Source organism: Cellulomonas fimi, assembly GCF_012952065.1.
GTDB classification, from domain to species: Bacteria; Actinomycetota; Actinomycetes; order Actinomycetales; family Cellulomonadaceae; genus Pengzhenrongella; species Pengzhenrongella fimi_A.
Map to the genome: position 1 here is coordinate 1 of NZ_JABCJJ010000028.1, position 20306 is coordinate 20306.

Sequence of the window (20306 nt, forward strand, 5' to 3'; positions counted from 1 at the left end):
GTCATCGTGGGTCTCCACTTCGAGGGTGCTGTGAGAGGTTCACTCGAAGGGTCACGCGGTGACCGCGCCGTCGTCTACCGCGACGCGCTCACCGGGCTACCGGTACACCACTCTGGCGGACTCCACTGACGCACGATCCGAACTGGAGGAGATCGCGTTCCTTCTCGGTGACTCCTCGGATGACCTCTAGTCTCGCCGAGCGGTCGCGTGAGTTCGCAGGGGAGGTAGCCGATCTTCTGGAGAAGACGATCGGCTGTCCGTTCCCCATCGTGTCGGTCGCCGCGCCGGACGGCGAGAAGTACGTGGTCCGACCCGGCGACGATGCTGGACGCCTCGTGCGCATCCCTCTGCGTGTGGAAGGGGAGCACCTGGCTGATCTCGCAATAGTGATGTACCAGATGCTTGACCGCGCCGGTACGCACCTCAAGACGAGCAGGACTGACTTCCGCATCTTCTCGACGATCGACAAGACGCCGTTACTGCGGCTTGAGTACGACAGCACAGCGCGGGTCGTGCCCACCGCCCACTGGCAGTTCCATGCCGAGCGTGGTGCGTTCGCGCATCTCCTGACGATCGCGAGCCGGACCAAGCAGGTCAGAGGTCCAGGTGACCTGTCAAAGCTCCATCTTCCCGTAGGCGGCGAGCGCTTCAGACCCGGACTCGAGGACCTGCTGGAACTGCTCATCCGTGACTGCGGCATTGATGCGGCGGACGGCTGGGATGACGCGATCAAGGAAGGCAGGAAGCGCTGGCGACTGCGGCGACTTCGGTCCGCAGTGCGGGATCAGCAAGAGGAGGTAGCCATGCTGCTCCGCGATCTGGGGTGGGACGTGACGCGCGAGGGTGCGCTGCCGAGCCCGCATGACGAGCCGTACACACACTGGTGAGCCTAGGCCGACCAGGCGAGACGGCGGTGGTGGGGGATGGCGTGACGCGGCTTCGGATCATGACAGTCTGCACCGGCAACATCTGCCGCTCGCCGATGGCCGAGGTCGTGCTCCGCGACCGGCTCGACGCCGCGGGGCTGGGGGACCGCGTCGTCGTGCACTCGACCGGCATCAGCGACGAGGAGCACGGCAACCCGATCGACCGCCGCGCCCAGGCGGTGCTCCGCGAGCACGGCTACCCCGTCCCGGAGCGCGAGGCGCGGCAGGTCCGCCCGACCGACCTGACGGCGTCGGACCTGGTGCTCGCGATGACGTCGGTGCACGCGCACGCGCTGCGGCGCCTCGCGGGTGCGGACCGGCGCGTCGCGGAGCGCGTCCGGATGTACCGGTCGTTCGACCCGGCCGCGCCGCAGGTCGACCCGGGCGCGCCCGAGCACGTGCTCGACATCGACGACCCCTGGTACGGCGGGCGCGAGGACTTCGAGGTGTGCCTCGAGCAGATCGAGGCGGCGGCCGACGGCGTCGTCGCGCGGGTACGCGCCGAGCTCGACACGCGCGGCTGAGCGGGCGGGCTGAGCGGGCGGGCTGAACGGGCGGCTGCCAGGCGGGCCGGGACGGGTCGGTCAGAGCCAGTGGTTCCGGCGGAACAGCGCATGCAGCCCGACGCACGCGGCGGCGATCACGCCGAGCACCACGTAGTACCCGTACCGGGTGTGCAGCTCCGGCATGTTGTCGAAGTTCATGCCGTAGATGCCCGCGATCGCGGTCGGGACCAGCGCGATCGCCGCCCAGGCCGAGATCTTGCGCATGTCCTCGTTCTGCCGGACCGCCACGCGGTTCTGCTCGACCGACACCTGCGCGAGGTCGGCCTGCAGCACGTTGGTGAGCAGGTTGTCGTGCGCCTCGATCGCGTCGGCGGCACGCAGCGCGTGGTCGTGGATGTCGCGGAAGTAGGGCCGCGCGTCCGCGCCGACCCAGGGCACGTCGCCGTCGTGCAGGCGCTGAAGAGGGGTGACCAGGGGGACGACGGCGCGGCGGAACTCGAGCACCTCGCGCTTGAGCTTGTAGATGCGCTCGGCATGGTCGCCGCGGGCGCCCCCGAACACCTGCTCCTCGATCTCGTCGACGTCGTCCTCGATGGCGTCCACGACCTCGAGGTAGCCGTCGACGACGAGGTCGAGCGAGCGGTAGACCACGCCCGCGGGTCCGTGGCTGAGCAGAGGCGTGTCGTGCTCGTACTCCTCGCGGACGTGGGCCGGCACGTCCGAGACGCCGTGCCGGACCGTGATCACGTAGTGCTCGGCGAGGAAGATGGCGAGCTCGCTGACCTCGATGATCTCCTCGCGGTCGACGTACCGCACGGGCTTGACGACCATGAACGTGATGTCGCCGTAGCGCTCGAGCTTCGGGCGCTGGTGTGCGCGGATCGCGTCGTCGACCGCGAGCTGCGGGAGCGCGAAGCTCGAGGCGAGGTCCTCGAACTCGGCGACGGTCGGCTGGAAGAGCCCGATCCAGACGAAGCCCCCGGCGGAGCGCGCCTCCGCCAGGGCGGCGGCGACGTCCGTCACCCCGTGCTCGCGTCCGCCTCCGACGTAGAGCGCGCAGTCGACGATCACCCGCCGAGGCTAGCGAACAACCCGGCTGCGAGGATGGGCGCATGAAGGTCTCGCGACGCTCGCACGTGCCCCCGTTCGCCGTCATGGAGATCCTCGCCGCCGCGAACGCGCGCCGGGCCGCGGGCCAGTCGGTGCTCAACCTGTGCGCGGGCGAGCCGGCCACGGGCGCGTCGGGCGTCGTCCGCGACCTGGCCGCCCAGCTGCTGGCCGAGGGCGACCTCGGGTACACCGAGGCGCTCGGATCGCCCGCGCTGCGGCGCGCGATCGCCGCGCACTACGAGCGCTGGTACGGGGCCGACGTCGACCCCGCGCGTGTCGCCGTGACCACCGGCTCGTCCGGCGGTTTCATGCTCGCGTTCCTCGCGGCGTTCGACGTCGGGGACCGCGTGGCGCTCGCCCGCCCCGGCTACCCCGCGTACAAGAACATCCTCGCCGCGCTCGGCTGCGAGGTCGTCGAGCTCGACTGCGGACCCGAGACCCGCTACCAGCCGACGGTCGCCCAGCTCGAGGCGCTCGACCGCCCGGTCGCCGGCCTCGTCGTCGCGAGCCCCGCCAACCCCACCGGCACGATGATCCGCGCCGAGGAGCTCGACGCCCTGGCGCACTGGTGCGCCGACCACGACGTGCGGCTCGTGAGCGACGAGATCTACCACGGCATCACGTACGGCTCGGAGATCGGGCCGGTCACCGCCGCGAAGTACCTCGACCTGGGCGCGATCGTCATCAACTCGTTCTCGAAGTACTGGGCCATGACCGGCTGGCGACTCGGCTGGATGCTGCTGCCCGACGACCTCGTGGTCCCGGTCGACGCGCTCGCGGGCAACGTCGCACTGTGCCCGCCCGCGCTCGCCCAGCACGCCGGCGTCGCGGCGTTCAGCGCCGAGGGGTACGCGGCGGCCGAGGAGAACGTGCGTCGGTACGCCGCCTGCCGCGAGCTGCTCCTGGCCCGGCTCCCTGAGCTCGGCTGGACCCAGGTCGCACCCGCCGACGGCGCGTTCTACCTCTACGCCGACGTCTCGGCGTCGGGCCTCGACTCGATCACCTGGTGCGCCCGGCTGCTCGACGAGGCCGGCGTCGCGCTGACGCCGGGCACGGACTTCGACGGGGTCGACGGCGCGGCGTGGGTCCGGCTGTCGTTCGCGTCGTCGGTCGAGGTGGTCGGGGAGGCGGTCGACCGGATCGTGGCCTGGCAGCGCACCCTGAGCACCTGAGAACGCCGAGCACCTGAGAACGCCGAGCACCCGCCGGTGCTCGGCACCCCGGCAGAGAGGTCGTCCCATGCCACCGAGGCTCTCCGCGCGTCAGCTGTTCTGGACGGGCTCGGCGTCGGTGTGGGCAGCGTCGTGCTGCTCAACCGGCTGCCCGGGCTCTACGTGTCGAGCGAGATCCAAGCCACCGTCGTGGGCGGGGTGCTCATGATCGTCCACGCGCTCGTGATCGCCCTCTCGTACGTCGGTCCCGCCATGGTCGGGGCCTCGTTCGTGGTTCGCTCGCTGAGCGGCGGCGCCACGACGGCGTCGTACCGCGAACCGCCGGCTCGGGACCCGTACCCGCTGAACTGAGGTCGGCGCGCAGGCGCACGACGCCGGCGGGCGGGCGGCGGGGGTCGGGCTCCGATTCGTGGCACCGACGGGCGCGCCCGGACGTTGAGGTCGTGAGAGCCAGGCGACCGCGGCGGCCGACCAGGCCAGGACCGACGACGAGAGGGGTGTCGCATGAGGTGTCCGGTGGACACGGAGGTCGAGCTCGTGATGTCCGAGCGGCAGGGCGTCGAGATCGACTACTGCCCGACCTGTCGAGGGGTGTGGCTCGACCGCGGTGAGCTCGACAAGATCCTCGACCGCGCGGCGACGGCGACCGAGGCCCAGGTGCCGACCAGGTCGGCGGCCGATCCGCTCCCGACGTACGACTCGCGCTACGCGTACGACTCGCGCTACGGGCCGCCGGGTGACGACACGCCGCGCTACGGCGCGGCCCGTGAGGACACCCCGCCGCACGGCACCCCGCGCTTCGACGCACGCCGCTACGACGACCATGACCAGGGCTACGGCGACCCGCGCTACCGCGACGACCGCGGCCGTCCGTACAAGAAGAAGCGCAAGGAGTCCTGGCTGGGCGACATCCTCGACTTCGGATGACCCCGTCGCTGCGACCGACGTCTCCGGGTCGGCCGACGCGCCTGCGGCCGACCCGGCTCGTCACGCCCGACGACGTCCCGACGCTCGCGGCGCTGCTCACGATGAACCGCACGTTCCTCGCGCCCTGGGAGCCGCTGCGCGACGACGACCACTTCACGGTCGCGGGCCAGCGCCGGCTGGTCGAGGAGCAGCTCGCCGACCACGCGGCCGGCCGCTGCCTCCCGCACGTGATCGTCGACGAGGCGGGTGACGTCGTCGGCCGCATCACGCTGACGAGCATCGTCCGGGGCGCGTTCCAGTCGTGCAGCGTGGGGTACTGGGTGGGCGCGGCGTCCAACGGGCGGGGCCTGGCGACGGCGGCGGTCGCCGACATCACGCGCGTCGCGTTCCACGACCTCGGGCTGCACCGGATCCAGGGCGACACGCTGCTGCACAACGCCGCGTCGCAGCGCGTGCTCGAGCGCAACGGGTTCGAGCGGATCGGGCTCGCGCCGAGGTACTTGTGCATCGCGGGCGAGTGGCAGGACTTCGCGCTCTACCAGGTGCTCGCCGACTGAGCGTGGATGCTGCCCCGCCTTCCGCGCGGAGCGTGCGACGCGACGGCTCTGGAGTGACGGGAAGACGGCTCCGGCAGGTCCCAGGCGTCACACGAGCACCATGCTCCGCGCAGTAGGACGCGCCGGCGCCGCAGGCGATCGCCGTTCACACCGGATCGAGCGCCTCGTGCGGACCCTCGGGCAGCTCAACGACGATCGCGTCCCCAGGTCGCACCGCGCCGCCTGCGAGCACGACACCCATCACGCCGGCCTTGCGGACCAGCGCGCCGTCGGGCGTCCGGTCGAGCACCGCGCGCATGAGCCCGTCCTGGAACCGGTCGAGCTGGACGCACGGGTTGCGGAGGCCGGTCACCTCGACGACGGCGGCGTGCCCGAGCCGGAGGCACGTACCCCGCGGCAGCGCCAGCAGATCGATCCCGTGCGTCGTGACGTTCTCGCCCAGCGCGCCGGGTTCCACGTGGAACCCCTGCTCCCGCAGCTCCTCGAGCAGCTCGGCCTGGATGAGGTGGACCTGCCGGAGGTTCGGGCCGCCCCGACGGACGCGTGACCGGTGCTTCACCGTCGGGCCCGCGTGCGCGTCGCCGTCGACGCCGATCCCGGCGAGCAGCACGATCTCGGGCTCGGTCGGCTTGGAGAACGTGTGCCGAGAGCTGCGCCCCACTGCGACGACTTCCCCGACCAGCGCGGCATCGGCACGTGCGGCACTCGCCAGGTCAGCAGGCGCAGTATCGGTCACTGCGTCATCATGCCCGAGCGGACGGACCTGACAGCCGCACGAGTGACGGGAGCGACAGGTGTAGCCTGCCGTGACGCACCCGGCGCCCCACGGGTCGCACGTGTCACGCACGCGGCTGTCCGGACCGGCCACCCGCCGCGACGGGCCGGTAGGTGATCCCGACCACAGCCCGTATCCTGGTCCCGATCGCCCAGCCCCATCACAACCGAACATCGACGCTGCTCGAACCACGGCGGGAGAGTCCTCCCGCCCGCCCCCCCGCCCCGGTCCGCCGGGCACGTCGGGAGGCGCGCGACGAGGCGCCGAAGGAGCAACTCCTCCCCGGGAATCTCTCAGGCCCCCGTACCGCCGTGGCGAGGCAACTCTGGAAAGCGGCCGCGCCGTTGCACGCGCGGCCCACCGACGGTGCAAGCCGGCGCGTCCCGAGCCGCGGAGCGGTCCGCGGCACCGACGGACCGGCCAAACTCTCAGGTCGACGGCTCACGCCGCCGGATGACAGAGCGGGGAGGGCCACCCGCCCACTTCCGGCACCCCCCGGACGTCCCCCGGAGCCGCACCGTGACCGACCTCTACGAAGCCGCCCAGACCGCCGCGACGGTCGGCGAGCTCACCCGCCGCACGGACGCGGCCGTGGACTTCCCCGACCGGCACATCGGGCCGCGCGGGAGCGAGACCGCGCACATGCTGACCCAGCTCGGGTACGACTCCCTCGACGCCCTCGTCGACGCCGCGGTCCCGGCCTCGATCCGCGCCGATCGCCCGCTCGACCTCCCCGCGCCCCGGAGCGAGGCCGAGGTCACCGCCGACCTGCGCGCCCTCGCCGGCAAGAACACGGTCATGACGCAGATGATCGGCCTCGGGTACTCCGACACCCTCACGCCGCCGGTGATCCGCCGCAACGTGCTCGAGTCCCCAGCCTGGTACACCGCCTACACGCCGTACCAGCCCGAGATCGCCCAGGGCCGCCTCGAGGCCCTGCTCAACTTCCAGACGGCGGTCGCCGATCTGACCGCCCTCCCGATCGCCAACGCGTCGCTGCTCGACGAGGCGACGGCGGTCGCGGAGGCCACCGCGCTCATGCGCCGCGCGGTGAAGGGTCGGCCGAACGGCGTCGTCGTGCTCGACGCCGAGTGCCTGCCGCAGACGATCGCCGTCACCCTGGGCCGGGCGGAGGCCACCGGCCAGCCGGTCGTCGTGGCCGACCTGAGCGAGGGGCTGCCCGAGGGCCTGGGCGGGGACGACGGCGTCGTCGGCGTCGTGCTGCAGCAGCCGGGCGTCTCGGGCCTGGTGCGCGATCTGCGCGGCGTCGTCGCGCAGGCCAAGGAGGCCGGCGCGATGGTGACCGTCGCGGCCGACCTGCTCGCGCTGACGCTGCTCACGCCGCCGGGCGAGCTGGGCGCCGACATCGCCGTCGGCAGCAGCCAGCGGTTCGGGGTCCCGCTGTTCTACGGCGGACCGCACGCCGCGTACATGGCGGTGCGCGAGGGGCTCGAGCGGTCGATCCCCGGCCGCCTGGTCGGGGTCTCGATCGACGCCGACGGCGACCGCGCCTACCGCCTCGCGCTTCAGACCCGTGAGCAGCACATCCGCCGCGAGAAGGCGACGAGCAACATCTGCACGGCGCAGGCGCTCCTCGCGATCGTCGCGTCGATGTACGCGGTCTACCACGGGCCCGACGGGCTCCGGGCGATCGCGGAGCGCACGCACGGCCGGGCTGTCGCGCTCGCGGACGGTCTGCGCGGCAGCGGCGTCGAGGTGGTCCACGAGACGTTCTTCGACACCGTGCTCGCGCGCGTGCCCGGCCGGGCCGCCGCCGTCCTCGCCGCCGCGGTCGAGCGGGGCATCAACCTGCGCCTGGTCGACGCCGACCACGTCGCCGTCGCGTGCGACGAGACGACGACGCCGGAGCACGTCGCCGGGGTCCTCGCCGCCTTTTCTTCCGCAACGTCCGAGCTCCGTGGTGCCAGGACCCCACGGAGTGCGGACGTTGCGCGGGAGGAGACGGGCACCATTCCCGCCGAGCTGCTGCGGACCAGCGAGTACCTGACCCACCCGGTGTTCCACGCGCACCGGTCCGAGACTGCGCTGCTGCGCTACCTGCGGCGACTGTCCGACAAGGACCTCGCGCTCGACCGCACGATGATCCCGCTCGGCTCGTGCACCATGAAGCTCAACGCGACGGTCGAGATGGAGCCCATCTCGTGGCCCGAGTTCGCCTCGATCCACCCCTATGCGCCGCGCGAGCAGGCGGTCGGGTACGCCGAGCTCATCGACACGCTCCAGCGCTGGCTCGCGGAGATCACCGGCTACGCCGCGGTGTCCGTGCAGCCCAACGCCGGCTCGCAGGGTGAGCTCGCGGGCCTCCTCGCCATCCGCGAGTACCACCGCGCGAATGCCGGGCCCGACGCCGAGGCGCGCGACGTGTGCCTGATCCCCGCCTCGGCGCACGGCACCAACGCGGCGTCGGCCGCGCTCGCGGGCATGCGGGTGGTGGTCGTCGCGACGGCCGACGACGGCTCGATCGACATGGACGACCTGCGCGCCAAGCTCGAGCAGCACGGCCCGCGCGTGGCCGTGATCATGCTGACCTACCCCTCGACCCACGGGGTCTACGAGGAGCACGTGCGCGAGGTGTGCGACCTGGTGCACGCCGCGGGCGGGCAGGTCTACATCGACGGCGCGAACCTCAACGCGCTGGTCGGGCTCGCGCGGCCGGGCGAGTTCGGCGGCGACGTCTCGCACCTCAACCTGCACAAGACGTTCTGCATCCCGCACGGCGGCGGCGGCCCAGGCGTCGGCCCGATCGGCGTACGCGAGCACCTGGTCCCGTACCTCCCGCGCGACCTGGGCACGTCCTTCCCCGCGACGTCCGCACTCCGTGGTGCCGGGGCACCATCGAGTGCGGACGTCCGCGAAGGTGCGACTGCCGGGGCGGCCCCCGTGTCGGCGGCGCCGTTCGGGTCGGCCGGGATCCTGCCGATCTCGTGGGCGTACGTCGCGCTCATGGGCGGCGCCGGACTGCGGCGGGCGTCGGAGGTCGCGGTGCTCAGCGCGAACTACGTCGCCTCGCGCCTGACCGACCACTACCCGGTCCTCTACACGGGCCCGAACGGCCTGGTCGCGCACGAGTGCATCCTCGACCTGCGCCAGATCACCAAGGAGACCGGCGTGACGGCCGAGGACGTCGCGAAGCGGCTCATGGACTACGGCTTCCACGCCCCGACGCTGTCGTTCCCGGTCGCCGGCACGCTCATGGTCGAGCCGACCGAGAGCGAGGACCTGGCCGAGGTCGACCGCTTCATCGACGCGATGATCGCGATCCGCGGCGAGATCGACGCCGTCGCGGCGGGCCGCTGGTCGCTCGCCGACTCCCCGCTGCGCGGCGCCCCGCACACCGCGGCGGCGCTGACCGTCGAGGAGTGGACCAAGCCGTACTCGCGCGAGCTCGCGGCCTTCCCCGTCGCCTCGCTACGGTCCGACAAGTACTGGCCGCCGGTCCGCCGCATCGACGGCGCGCACGGCGACCGGAACCTCGTCTGCTCGTGCCCGCCGATCGAGGCGTACGCCGAGTAGCAGCCGCACCCTCCCCAGCCGCTCGTCCGCCGACCACCCCGAGAGAGAGCCGACGCGATGACCGACACGACTGCGCCCGACACCACCGCGCCCCACACCAGCACGTCCGACTCCAGCACGCCCGGTACGACCCCGCCCGCCACGAGCACCGCCGTCGTCCCCGAGACGCCGACGCCGATGCACAGCCCGCTCCACGACGAGCACGTCGCGCTCGGCGCGACGTTGACCCCGTTCGCCGGCTGGCTCATGCCGCTGCGCTACTCGAGCGACCTGGCCGAGCACCAGGCGGTCCGCCAGGCGGCCGGGCTGTTCGACCTCTCCCACATGGGCGAGATCCGGGTCAGCGGTCCCCAGGCCGGCGCGGCGCTCGACCACGCCCTCGTCGGCAACCTCACGGCGGTCGGGGTGGGCCGGGCGCGCTACACGATGCTGTGCGCCGAGGACGGCAGCGTCATCGACGACCTCGTCGTGTACCGCACGGGCGAGGAGGACTTCCTCGTGGTCGCCAATGCCTCCAACGCCGCCGTCGTCCTGGCCGAGCTCGCGCAGCGCTCGACCCGCTTCGAGGTGACGATCGGCGACGAGTCCGAGCACACCGCGCTGGTCGCCGTCCAGGGGCCCCGCGCCCAGGAGATCGTCACGTCGATCACCGCGCCCGACGACGTCGACGCCGTCGCCCGCCTGAAGTACTACACGGGTCTCGAGGCGACGGTCGCGGGCATCGACGCGCTCGTCGCCCGCACCGGGTACACGGGCGAGGACGGGTACGAGCTGTTCGTGCCGGCCACCGAGGCCACCACCCTGTGGCGCGCGCTCCTCAAGGCCGGGGAGCCCCACGGGCTGGTCCCCGCGGGCCTCTCGGCGCGCGACAGCCTGCGCCTCGAGGCGGGCATGCCGCTCTACGGCAACGAGCTGGACCGCACCACCACGCCGCACGACGCCGGCCTCGGCCGGGTGGTCAAGCTCGACAAGGCCGAGGCCGACGGCGCGCCCCTGCCGTTCGTCGGGCGCGCGGCGCTCGAGGCGCGGGACGCGAGCCAGCCGTCGCGCGTGCTGGTCGGCCTGCAGGGCCTGGGTCGTCGCGCTGCCCGCCACGGGTTCCCGGTGGTCCGGTCGACCGACCGGCTGGACCTCGTCGTCGGGCAGGTGACCTCGGGGGCGCCGTCGCCCACGCTCGGCTTCCCGATCGCGATGGCGTACGTGACGCCTGAGGTCAGCGGCGTCGGCACGGAGCTCGCCGTCGACGTGCGCGGACGCGCCGAACCCGTGCGCGTGGTGGGGTTGCCGTTCTACCGTCGTCCGCAGTAGTTCCTGCCCCAGTCCCTCGCCCCAGTCCCCGCCCCGACCGAGGAGTCCACGTGAGCACGTTCCCCGAGAACCTGAAGTACACCGTCGAGCACGAGTGGCTGGCGCAGGGCGAGCCGTCGACCTTCGGGATCACCGACACGGCGGCCGGCGCGCTCGGCGACATCGTCTACCTCGAGCTGCCGGCCGTGGGGACCGAGATCACCGCAGGCGCGGTGTGCGGCGAGATCGAGTCCACCAAGTCGGTCTCCGAGCTGTTCTCCCCCGTCACCGGGACGGTCGTCGCGATCAACGACGCGGCGGTCGAGGACCCCTCCCTGGTGAACTCGGACCCCTATGGCGAGGGCTGGCTCGTGCGGGTGGACGTGACCGAGACGGGTCCGCTCCTCACCGCGGAGGAGTACCGCGCCGAGGTCGGGAGTTAACCCGATCGAGTGATCATCGTTGGCAGGTGCAAGTTCCTTCGTCCGCCCGTGACCTGCGAGGACGCGCGAGATGTCCTCCTTATCGGACCCGGCACCCCGGAAGGCGGCATGTCGCGGGTGAAATCCGCGTCATAGCCTCCATGCGTCGGCATCTCTTCAGGTGTCAGCACACCCACGGGCGATGTCGCCCACCACGTGGCACCACCCGTGGAGCATCCGGAGGTCGAAGATGAGCATTCTCGAGCTGGACAGGCGTACCGAGGCGACGACGCTCGCCGAGCCACTGACGCGTCGCGAGATCGTCGTCCTCCAGGAGCTCTCGGAGGACGTGACGCTCGAGGAGATCGCGACCAAACTCTTCGTCACGCGCAACACCGTCAAGTCCCAGGTGCGGAGCCTCTACCGCAAGCTCGGCGTCTCCACGCGCGCCGACGCCGTTGCCTGGGCCGAGGCCGCCGGCCTGCGCTGACCCTCGTTCCTGCTCAGCGCCGGACTCGGAGCGGTACCTCCGAGCGGTTCCGCCGAGCCGGAGCCCCGCGCTGAACGGCTGACAAGGCGCGACCCTGCCCGCCCCTGGCACACTCGCGCCATGGAGTCGCGCGCCCAGCCTGTCCTCGTCGTCGCCGCGGCGATCGTCGACGACCTGGACGCGCCACGCGAGCTGCTGGCTGCCCGACGGCGTACGCCGGCCCGGCTCGCGGGCCGCTGGGAGTTCCCCGGCGGCAAGGTGGAGGACGGCGAGAGCGCGCGCGAGGCCCTGCACCGCGAGCTCGACGAGGAGCTCGGCGTGCGGGTCCGCCTCGGCGCGGAGCTCCCCGGGCCCGACGACGGTGTGTGGGTCCTGTCGGAGCGTCACGTCATGCGGCTGTGGCTCGCCGTCGTCGTCGACGGGACTCCTACGCCGCTGATCGAGCACGACGAGCTTCGCTGGCTCAGCGCTGACGAGTGGCCGGGGGTCCCGTGGCTCGACGGCGACCTGCAGATCCTGGACGCGCTGGGCGACGTGGTGGGTCTGCCGGTGACGTCACGCGCCGCGACCGTGAGAAAGGGGCCTGGGGGTGTCTGACCGTGTGTCGTTCCACGAGCGGCGGCACGCCGCAGCGGGAGCACGGGCAGGCATACGCGCCGGCGGGCTCGGTCTGCGCTACCTCGGTGGCGGAACGGTCGCTGTCATGGTGCGACCTGGCCCGGCGGTCGCCATCAAGTCGACCCGCGGTCGCACCTTCCTGGTGACGACGGACGACGCAGAAGGACTCGAACGCGCGCTCCGCGCGGGCGCACCTCTCAGCGACTGAGGCTGCCCGCCGATGCCGAGCGCGAGACAGGTAAGTGCCGCCTGACCAGGCGGGCGGCACCGCAGAGACGGCGTTCGCCCGGGGAGAAACGACCGCGGAGAAGGCTGGCACTCCTCACGCGAGAGTGCTAAAACTGGAGCCGTAGCCACCCGGGCCGGTGACTCCGGACCCCGGGACAGCAGGAGGCCTCGGAGCCGCCGGGGCCTCACGTGGGACGCAGGAGGTGAGAGCTGTGGCTACGCGTTTCGACCCCTTCCAGGAGATGGACCGTCTCATGGGGCAGGTGTTCGGCTCGGCGCGCGCCGCCGGGACCATGCCGATGGACCTGTTCCGTACCGGCGACCACTACGTGCTCCAGGTGGACCTGCCCGGGGCCGACCCCGGCTCGATCGACGTCGGGTTCGAGGACCGGACGCTCACGATCACGGCGCAGCGGTCGGTGCGGACCGACGGTGACGCCCAGTGGCTCGCGCAGGAACGCCCGAGCGGCACGTTCGCCCGCCAGCTGACCGTGGGCCGCGGGCTCGCGCTCGACAAGATCGACGCGACGTACGCCGACGGCGTGCTGACGCTCACGATCCCGGTCGCCGAGGAGGCCAAGCCGCGCAAGGTCGAGGTCAGGTCCGTCGGCTCGACGGCCGAGCAGGGCCAGATCGCGAGCGCGCAGAGCTAGGTCTCGGCCGGCGGCGCCGATGCGCCGCGCGAGAAACCCCGTCGGCATCCGACGCGTGGGTCGGACCCAGGTCGCCCAGGTCGCCTGGTAGCACCTCGGGTCGCCGCCACGGTCGAAGAACCGTTCCACGTGGATCGGGTGCCGACGGTCACGGGGGTCGCCCCCGCCCCTCAGGGCGAGGACGACCCCCGTTACGCGTGCTCAGTCAGCTGCACGCGCTCAGCTGAACACGTGTGCCCAGCTGACCGCGTGCTCAGCTCCCGAGCGTCGCCCGCACCGCCCGGGCCGCGGCCACGACGTGCTCGAGCGACGGCGTCACCTCCTCGTACCGGCGAGTCTTGAGCCCGCAGTCGGGGTTGACCCAGAGCTGCTCGGGTGCGACGGCCCCCACGGCCGCCGTCAGCAGCTCGGTCACCTCCGCCTCGCTGGGCACGCGCGGGGAGTGGATGTCATAGACCCCCGGCCCGATGCCGCGCGGGTACCCGGCTGCGGCGATGTCCGCGAGGATCTCCATCTTCGACCGCGCCGCCTCGATGCTCGTGACGTCGGCGTCCAGCCCGTCGATGGCGCCGATGACCTCACCGAACTCCGAGTAGCACAGGTGCGTGTGGACCTGGGTCTCGTCGCGCACACCGGACGTCGCGAGCCGGAACGCCGCGACCGACCACGCGAGGTAGGCGGCGTGGTCCGCAGCGCGCAGCGGGAGCAGCTCGCGCAGCGCCGGCTCGTCCACCTGCACGACGCCGATCCCCGCGCCTTCCAGGTCCGCGATCTCGTCGCGCAGCGCCAGGGCGACCTGGTTCGCGGTGTCGGCGAGCGGCTGGTCGTTGCGCACGAACGACCACGCCAGGATCGTCACAGGGCCGGTGAGCATGCCCTTGACCGGCTTCGCGGTGAGCGACGCCGTGTAGCTCGACCACGCGACGGTGATCGGCGCGGGCCGCACGACGTCGCCCCACAGGATCGGCGGACGCACGCAGCGCGAGCCGTACGACTGCACCCACCCGTTCTGCGTCGCCGCGAACCCGTCGAGGTTCTCCGCGAAGTACTGCACCATGTCGTTCCGCTCAGGCTCGCCGTGCACGAGGACGTCGAGCCCGATCCGCTCCTGCAGCTCGACCACCCGGCGGATCTCGGCGCGCATCTCCTCCTCATACCGCTCGGTCGAGAGCTCGCCCCTGGCGTGCGCCGCGCGCGCCCTGCGGATGTCCGGGGTCTGCGGGAAGGACCCGATCGTCGTCGTCGGCAGTAGCGGCAGCTGGAGCCGCGCGGCCTGCGCCTCCTTGCGCTCGGCGTACGGGCCCCGACGGAAGTCCCGGCGTCCGAGCCCATCCGCGCGCTCACGCACCTCGGGTCGCACGACGCCGGGGGCTTTCGCCCGGCTCGCCAGCGCGGACCGCGAGGCCTCGAGCTGGTCGGCGACGGCGTCACGCCCCTTGGTCAGGCCCTGGGCGAGCGTCACGACCTCGCCGACCTTCTGGTCCGCGAACGCCAGCCAGCCACGCAGCGTGGGGTCGAGGTCCGGCTCGTCGTCGACGTCGTGCGGGACGTGCAGGAGCGACGTCGAGGTCCCGACGGCGACCGCCGCCGCGCCCAGGCCGGCCAGCGTCTCGAGCCGGTCGAGCGCGCTCGCGAGGTCGGCGCGCCAGATGTTGTGGCCGTCGACGACGCCGGCGACCAGCGTCGTCGTCTCCAGCCCGGCAACCGGATCGGACGGCACGCCACCACGCACGACGTCGAGCGCGATCGCCTCGACGTCCGTGCCGGCCAGGGCGGGAAGAGCCGCGGCGAGGTCGCCGTAGGGTGCGGCGACCAGGATCGCGGGCCGGTCCGGGCGAGCGAGGTCGGTCGCGAGGACCGTGTACGCCTGGACCAGGGCGTCGATCGCCCGCTCGCTGGTGACGTCGACCGAGTCGGAGACCAGCGCGGGCTCGTCGAGCTGCACCCAGGTCGCGCCCGCGTCGGCGAGCGCACGCAGCAGCTCGGCGTACACCGGGAGCAGGTCGCCGAGCCGGTCGATCGGCGCGAAGTCGGCGGGTGCGCCGTCGGCGGCCTTGGCCAGCAGAAGGAACGTGACCGGGCCGACGATCACCGGGCGCGTGACGACGCCCTCGGCGAGGCCCTCCGCGAACTCGCGCACCGGACGGTCGTCCGCGAACCGGAACGCGGTGTCCGGACCGATCTCGGGGACGAGGTAGTGGTAGTTCGTGTCGAACCACTTGGTCATCTCGAGCGGGAGGTCGTCGCCGGCGCCGCGCGCGATGGTCGAGTACGCGGCGAGGTCGAGCGGGCGCGTGCCGCCGTCCACCTGGCCGGCCTCCGGCGCGAGGTGCGCGAAGCGGGACGGGATCGCCCCGACCACGGCCGCGGCGTCGAGCACCTGGTCGTAGAACGAGAACGACGACGGGATCGACGCGTTCGACGGGTCGAGGCCGAGCTCGACGAGGCGTGCGCGCGTGCGGGAGCGGAGCTCCGCGGCGGTGCGCTCGACGTCGTCGGCGGTGGTCCTGCCGGCCCAGAACGCCTCGATGGCCTTCTTGAGCTCGCGGCGCGGCCCGATGCGGGGGTAGCCGAGGATGGTGCCGGACGGGAACTCGGGGGTGGCGGCGTCGATCGTGCCGGCGCTGCGGGGGTCGGGTGCTGCAGTCATGGGAGAGGCCTCAGATCGTGACGTAGTCCATCGTGTCGGTGCTGACCCGCGGCCCGCTGGCCTGGTCGGGAGCCGTCGGGGCTCCCCCGCCGAGGTGAGCACCCTCGAGCAGGTCAAGTGCGGCTTCGTGCTTGTTGAACGTGTAGACGTGCAGGCCGGGGGCGCCGCCGTCGAGCACGGCGTTGGCAAGGTCGACGCTGGCGCGGATGCCGATCCGGTGCCGTTCGACCGGGGAGTCGGTGGACGCGAGGCGTGCCAGCAGCGCCGACGGGACCTGGACCCCGGTGAGCGCCTCCACGCGCAGGAGGCGTCCGGGGTCGGTGGTGGGGATGACTCCCGCGACGATGGGGATCGTGACGCCGACGGCGCGGGCGTCACGGACGAGGTCGAGGTAGTCGGCCGGGTCGAAGAAGACCTGCGTGATCGCGAAGTCGGCGCCCGCCTCCTGCTTGGCGAGCAGCGCCCGGAGGTCCTGCGCCCGGCTGCTTCCCGCCTTCGGGTTGCCGTGCGGGAAGGCCGCGACGGCGACGCTCAGCTTCCGGGCCGCTCCGCGCAGGGCCTCGCTCGCGGAGGAGCCGCACCGCGCGGTCTCGACCTCGCGGATCAGCTCGACGAGCTCGCTCGCGCGGCTGAGCCCGTCGGGGTGCGGGGTCCAGTCGGGCTGGTCCTGGGGTGGGTCGCCGCGCAGGGCCAGGAAGTTGCGGACGCCCTCGTCGAGGAACTCGTTGACGACGGTCGCGACGTCCGAGCGGGACGCGCCGACGCAGGTCAGGTGCGCGATCGGCAGGACCGGGGTGCGCTCGAGGAGCCGGTGGACGAGCTCTCGGGTGGTCTGCCGCGTCGAGCCCGAGGCGCCGTAGGTCACCGAGATGAAGTCCGGTCGCACGGCCGCGAGGGCCTCGATCGTGGTCCAGAGCTGATCGGTCGACTGCGGGGTGCGCGGCGGGAAGAGCTCGAACGAGACCGTGGGCCGCGTGGTCGCGCGGGTCGTGGTGGTGGTACAGCCGTCAGCGATCGTCATGTCAACTCCATCGGTCCTGGCGGAAGCACCCACACCCTTCGGGAAGGGGGGTTGCTGCGGCGTCGTCGAGCCAGGTCTCTCAGCCGCTCTGGATGGTGACCTGGAGCATAGACCGAACCCAGGTCGGGGAGAAGAGGTTCTCGCCGTCCCCGGTGTGGCGTGCAGCACGGTCCACGCCCGCCGCTCAGCCCTTCGTGGCGCCCGCCGTGAGGCCCGAGACGATGTAGCGCTGCGTGAGGAGCGCGATGACGATGACCGGCAGCGTGATCACGACGGATGCCGCCATGAGCCCTCCCCAGTCGATGCTCGAGTACGCGATGAAGTTGAAGATCGCGACTGGAAGCGTCCGCGTCGCCTCGCCGGACAGCACGAGCGCGAACATGAAGTTGTTCCACGAGAACACGAACGCGAGGATCGACGCCGTCGCGATGCCCGGGACCGCGAGCGGGAGCGCGATCCGCCAGAAGACACCGATGTTCGTCAGCCCGTCGACGCGGCCCGCCTCCTCGAGCTCCACCGGCACGCCGTCGAAGAACGACAGCAGGATCCACGTGATGAGCGGCAGCGTGACGAACATGTGGGAGACGAACAGCGGCAGGAAGGTGCCGACGGTGCCCATCCGCGAGAACAGGAAGTACCACGGCACGAGCAGCGAGACGCCGGGGATGACGCGCGCGAGCAGCAGCATCCCGGAGGACCGGTGCATCCGGTACCGGCTCATCGCGTAGGCGGCCGGCACGGCGAGCACGAGCGACAGGCCCGTCGAGACCAGGCCGACGATCAGCGAGTTGCCGATGAACCGCCCGAAGTTCTGCTCCTGCAGCACGCGCTCGTAGTTGCGCGCGGTCGGCTCGAACCCGAACATCGCCGACGGGTCGGTGATGTCCAGGCTCGTCTTGAACGACGAGAGCAGCATCCAGAACAGCGGGAAGAGGAACGTCGCCGCGACGACGAGGATCCCGGTCCACCGCCACGCGGTGGCGCGCCGGCGTCGTGAGCTGCGGCGCGGCGTCGGGCGCTGCCGGGTGAGGGCCTTCGCCTCGTCCTGCACCTGCGGCGTCGTCATGTGCGGCGACCTGCCTTCTGGATCTGCCACAGCGCGAGGCATGCGGCGACGATGATGACGAAGAACACGACGAGGACCGCCGAGGCCATGCCGTAGTCGTTGTACTCGAACGACAGCGAGTAGGCGAGGATGTTCAGCGTCTCGGCCTCGTTCAGCGACCCGCCGCCACGGCCCTTGGTCGCGTAGAGCAGGTCGAAGGTCTTCAGGGCGTCGATGCTGCGGATGAGCACGGCGGCCACGATCGCCGGCAGCAGCATCGGGATGGTGATGTGGACGAGTCGCTGCCACGCGTTCGCCCCGTCCACGCGCGCCGCCTCCTCGGGCTCCTCCGGCAGGGTCGACAGGCCCGCGAGGAGGATGAGGGTGACCATCGGCGTCCACTGCCAGATGTCGACGAAGATCAGCGTCGGGAGTGCCTGGTCGGGGTCGGAGATCCAGCCCTGCGCCGGCAGGTTGAACCAGCCGAGGAACTCGTTGGCGAACCCGATCGTGGGCTCGAAGATCAGCAGCCACATCATCGCCACCGCGACGGGTGTGGCGACCAGCGGCAGCAGGATCACGACGCGGACGAAGCCCTGCCCCTTGAACGGCTTGCGGAGCAGGAGCGCGATCGCCAGCCCGAGCACGAGCTGCACGGTCACGGCGACACCGGTGAACAGGACGGTGCGCCAGACGGCCGGCCAGAACCGGTCGAACGTCGAGAGCATCTCGACGTAGTTGTCGATGCCGACGAACGAGAAGTCGCGCTGGATCGAGCCGCGCGCGTCCGTGAACGACAGCACGACGGTGTAGACGACCGGAAGGCTGATCATCACCACGGTGAAGACCAGCGCGGGTGCGGTGAACACCCACTTGACGTTCCGGTTCGCCCAGGCGGAGAGTCCCGCGAGGGGTCCCGCGCCACCGGCGCGGGACCCCTGACGGACGGTCGTGTCAGCCATGCGGCCGATCCTTACCGCTCGTCGTCCAGGAGGGCCTGGTACTGCTCCTGGGCATCGGCGAGCGCGGCGTCGAGGTCCTGCCCGTCGAGGTAGGCGATGACCGGGCCGCCGACGATGTCGCGCGCCCGCCCCACCTCGACGACCACCGGACGGTCGTGGTCGACGCCGTCCTCCATGGAGGTGCGGATGACCTCGGCGAGCTGCTCGGGGAAGGCCGAGGTGCCTTCCGGGTCCTCCCAGACGGACGTGCGCGCACCGGCCACACCCTCGACCTGGATCTCCTTGGTCATCTCCGGGCTGGTGACCCACTGGATGAACCGCCAGGCGTTGTCGACGTTCTGCGACGCCTGGTTGACGGCCAGGCCCCACGACGGGATGGAGTACGGCGCGGAGCCCTCGGGGCCCGCCGGCATCTGCGCGACGCCGAACGTGTCACCGATGCGGGACTGCTCCGGGTCGATCATGTTGTTGTAGAACACGCTGGCGTCGGTGTAGAAGGCCGCCTGACCCTGCTGGAAGATCGCGCTGGCCTCCTTCCAGCTCATGTTGGTGACGCCGGGCGGGCCGTAGTCCTTGAGCATCGAGGCGTAGTACTCGTACGCGGCCCTCGCCTCGGGCGTGTCGATCGTCGCGGTGCCCTCACCGTCGTCCCAGTCGCCGCCCTGGGCGTACAGGTAGCTCGAGAACTGCGTCACGAGCGCGGCGCGTTGGCCCCGGGCGACGAACCCGTAGACGCCCTCGTTCTGCTGCTGGATCGTCGCCGCCGCCTGCTGGAGCTCCTCGAGCGTCCCGGGGACCTCCAGCCCGGCCGCGTCGAGCAGGTCGGTGCGGTAGTACAGGACCTCCTGCTCGGTGACGATGGGGACGGCGACGACGCCCTCCTCGGTCGTGACCGACGTCTGCATCTGGAAGTCGTCCCAGTTCCAGTCGTCGCCGCCGTCGGCGAGGAGGTCGTCCAGCGGAAGCAGCCAGCCGTTCGAGGAGAACAGCTTCGCCTCCTGCAGGGGACGCATCATCATGACGTCGACGTCCGTCGCGCCCGCGTTGAGCTTGACGTTGTACTGGTCCGACAGCTGGTCCTCGCCCAGCACCGTCACCTCGACGTCGATGCCGGTCTCGGACTCGAAGTCGGCGATCTTGTCCTGGACGACGTTCGTCCAGGGGTGGTTGGCCAGCGTCACGAACAGCTGGCCGCCGTCGCCGTCGGCGCCGGCGCCACCGTCCCCACCACCGCTGCCGCCGCCGCAGCCGACGAGCAGGGCCCCTGCCGTGGCTGTGGCGATCGCGGTCAGGACCGGTCTGGTCATCCTCATGTCGGAGCTCCCTTGCTCAACGTGATCCACTCTCGGTTCGCAATAAGTATCACTTTAGGCACCTGAGGTCACGAGGTCCCGGGTCACGGTCGGGTCACGACGCCGGTCGC

Annotated in this window: 19 protein-coding genes and 2 riboswitches; of the genes, 12 read left to right on the forward strand and 7 right to left on the reverse strand. The window is 71.8% G+C overall.

Features of this window, described 5'->3' with window-relative positions; genetic code table 11:
* Positions 1–179 precede the first annotated feature (179 nt).
* Together HIR71_RS13640 and HIR71_RS13645 are read left to right on the forward strand one after the other, a co-directional pair.
* Positions 180–887 (forward strand): hypothetical protein, encoded by a 708-nt coding sequence (locus HIR71_RS13640; RefSeq protein WP_169325618.1) that lies wholly within the window; start codon positions 180–182, stop codon positions 885–887.
* A gap of 59 nt (positions 888–946) precedes the next feature.
* Positions 947–1450, forward strand: coding sequence for a low molecular weight protein-tyrosine-phosphatase (locus HIR71_RS13645; RefSeq protein WP_169325619.1), 504 nt, complete (start codon positions 947–949; stop codon positions 1448–1450).
* A gap of 60 nt (positions 1451–1510) precedes the next feature.
* Here HIR71_RS13645 and corA read toward each other — a convergent pair whose 3' ends face one another.
* Positions 1511–2503: a magnesium/cobalt transporter CorA gene (corA, locus tag HIR71_RS13650; RefSeq protein ID WP_169325620.1), complete on the reverse strand. Its 993-nt coding sequence runs from the start codon at positions 2501–2503 to the stop codon at positions 1511–1513.
* Positions 2504–2544: 41 nt separating this feature from the next.
* On the opposite strand from corA, the gene HIR71_RS13655 reads away from it, so the two are divergent.
* From HIR71_RS13655 to HIR71_RS13670, 4 genes are all read left to right on the forward strand, one after another.
* Positions 2545–3714: a pyridoxal phosphate-dependent aminotransferase gene (locus HIR71_RS13655; protein WP_169325621.1), complete on the forward strand. Its 1170-nt coding sequence runs from the start codon at positions 2545–2547 to the stop codon at positions 3712–3714.
* A 120-nt stretch (positions 3715–3834) separates the two neighbouring features.
* On the forward strand, positions 3835–4065 hold the full coding sequence (locus tag HIR71_RS13660) for a hypothetical protein (protein ID WP_169325622.1): 231 nt from the start codon (positions 3835–3837) through the stop codon (positions 4063–4065).
* A 165-nt stretch (positions 4066–4230) separates the two neighbouring features.
* Positions 4231–4641: a TFIIB-type zinc ribbon-containing protein gene (locus HIR71_RS13665; protein WP_311836286.1), complete on the forward strand. Its 411-nt coding sequence runs from the start codon at positions 4231–4233 to the stop codon at positions 4639–4641.
* A complete protein-coding gene (locus HIR71_RS13670; RefSeq protein ID WP_211374207.1) occupies positions 4638–5198 on the forward strand; it encodes a GNAT family N-acetyltransferase in 561 nt (186 codons plus the stop codon). Before HIR71_RS13665 ends, HIR71_RS13670 begins: the two co-directional genes overlap by 4 nt.
* Before the next feature lie 145 nt (positions 5199–5343).
* Here HIR71_RS13670 and HIR71_RS13675 read toward each other — a convergent pair whose 3' ends face one another.
* The gene (locus HIR71_RS13675) at positions 5344–5880 is read right to left on the reverse strand and encodes an MOSC domain-containing protein (protein WP_169325642.1); all 537 of its coding nucleotides are present in this window, start codon (positions 5878–5880) and stop codon (positions 5344–5346) included.
* A gap of 277 nt (positions 5881–6157) precedes the next feature.
* Positions 6158–6292: riboswitch (glycine riboswitch) on the forward strand.
* A gap of 323 nt (positions 6293–6615) precedes the next feature.
* Between HIR71_RS13675 and gcvP the strand changes: the two genes are divergently transcribed.
* The 6 genes from gcvP (at position 6616) to HIR71_RS13705 (ending at position 13205) form a co-directional block, all read left to right on the forward strand.
* On the forward strand, positions 6616–9507 hold the full coding sequence (gene gcvP / locus HIR71_RS13680; RefSeq protein WP_396031728.1) for an aminomethyl-transferring glycine dehydrogenase: 2892 nt from the start codon (positions 6616–6618) through the stop codon (positions 9505–9507).
* A gap of 177 nt (positions 9508–9684) precedes the next feature.
* The gene (gene gcvT, locus HIR71_RS13685; protein WP_169325643.1) at positions 9685–10815 is read left to right on the forward strand and encodes a glycine cleavage system aminomethyltransferase GcvT; all 1131 of its coding nucleotides are present in this window, start codon (positions 9685–9687) and stop codon (positions 10813–10815) included.
* 50 nt (positions 10816–10865) lie between these two features.
* Positions 10866–11237, forward strand: a complete 372-nt coding sequence (gene gcvH, locus HIR71_RS13690; RefSeq protein WP_169325625.1) for a glycine cleavage system protein GcvH — start codon at positions 10866–10868, stop codon at positions 11235–11237.
* A gap of 229 nt (positions 11238–11466) precedes the next feature.
* The gene (locus HIR71_RS13695; protein ID WP_169325626.1) at positions 11467–11706 is read left to right on the forward strand and encodes a LuxR C-terminal-related transcriptional regulator; all 240 of its coding nucleotides are present in this window, start codon (positions 11467–11469) and stop codon (positions 11704–11706) included.
* Between the two features lie 120 nt (positions 11707–11826).
* A complete protein-coding gene (locus HIR71_RS13700; protein WP_169325627.1) occupies positions 11827–12303 on the forward strand; it encodes a (deoxy)nucleoside triphosphate pyrophosphohydrolase in 477 nt (158 codons plus the stop codon).
* Positions 12304–12764: 461 nt separating this feature from the next.
* Positions 12765–13205 carry an Hsp20/alpha crystallin family protein gene (locus HIR71_RS13705; protein ID WP_169325628.1) on the forward strand — a complete coding sequence of 147 codons (441 nt, stop codon included), beginning with the start codon at positions 12765–12767 and terminating at the stop codon, positions 13203–13205.
* Between the two features lie 253 nt (positions 13206–13458).
* Here HIR71_RS13705 and metE read toward each other — a convergent pair whose 3' ends face one another.
* The 5 genes from metE to HIR71_RS13730 form a co-directional block, all read right to left on the reverse strand.
* Complete coding sequence (metE, locus tag HIR71_RS13710; protein WP_169325629.1) at positions 13459–15855, reverse strand: 5-methyltetrahydropteroyltriglutamate--homocysteine S-methyltransferase; 2397 nt, start codon at positions 15853–15855, stop codon at positions 13459–13461.
* Between the two features lie 10 nt (positions 15856–15865).
* Positions 15866–16876 carry a methylenetetrahydrofolate reductase gene (locus tag HIR71_RS13715; protein ID WP_169325630.1) on the reverse strand — a complete coding sequence of 337 codons (1011 nt, stop codon included), beginning with the start codon at positions 16874–16876 and terminating at the stop codon, positions 15866–15868.
* 4 nt (positions 16877–16880) lie between these two features.
* A riboswitch (SAM riboswitch) is annotated at positions 16881–16975 on the reverse strand.
* A gap of 85 nt (positions 16976–17060) precedes the next feature.
* On the reverse strand, positions 17061–17942 hold the full coding sequence (locus HIR71_RS13720; RefSeq protein WP_169325631.1) for a carbohydrate ABC transporter permease: 882 nt from the start codon (positions 17940–17942) through the stop codon (positions 17061–17063).
* Positions 17939–18883 (reverse strand): carbohydrate ABC transporter permease, encoded by a 945-nt coding sequence (locus tag HIR71_RS13725; RefSeq protein WP_169325632.1) that lies wholly within the window; start codon positions 18881–18883, stop codon positions 17939–17941. The genes HIR71_RS13720 and HIR71_RS13725 overlap by 4 nt, the downstream gene beginning before the upstream one ends.
* A gap of 11 nt (positions 18884–18894) precedes the next feature.
* Positions 18895–20196 carry an ABC transporter substrate-binding protein gene (locus HIR71_RS13730; RefSeq protein WP_169325633.1) on the reverse strand — a complete coding sequence of 434 codons (1302 nt, stop codon included), beginning with the start codon at positions 20194–20196 and terminating at the stop codon, positions 18895–18897.
* Positions 20197–20306 lie beyond the last annotated feature (110 nt).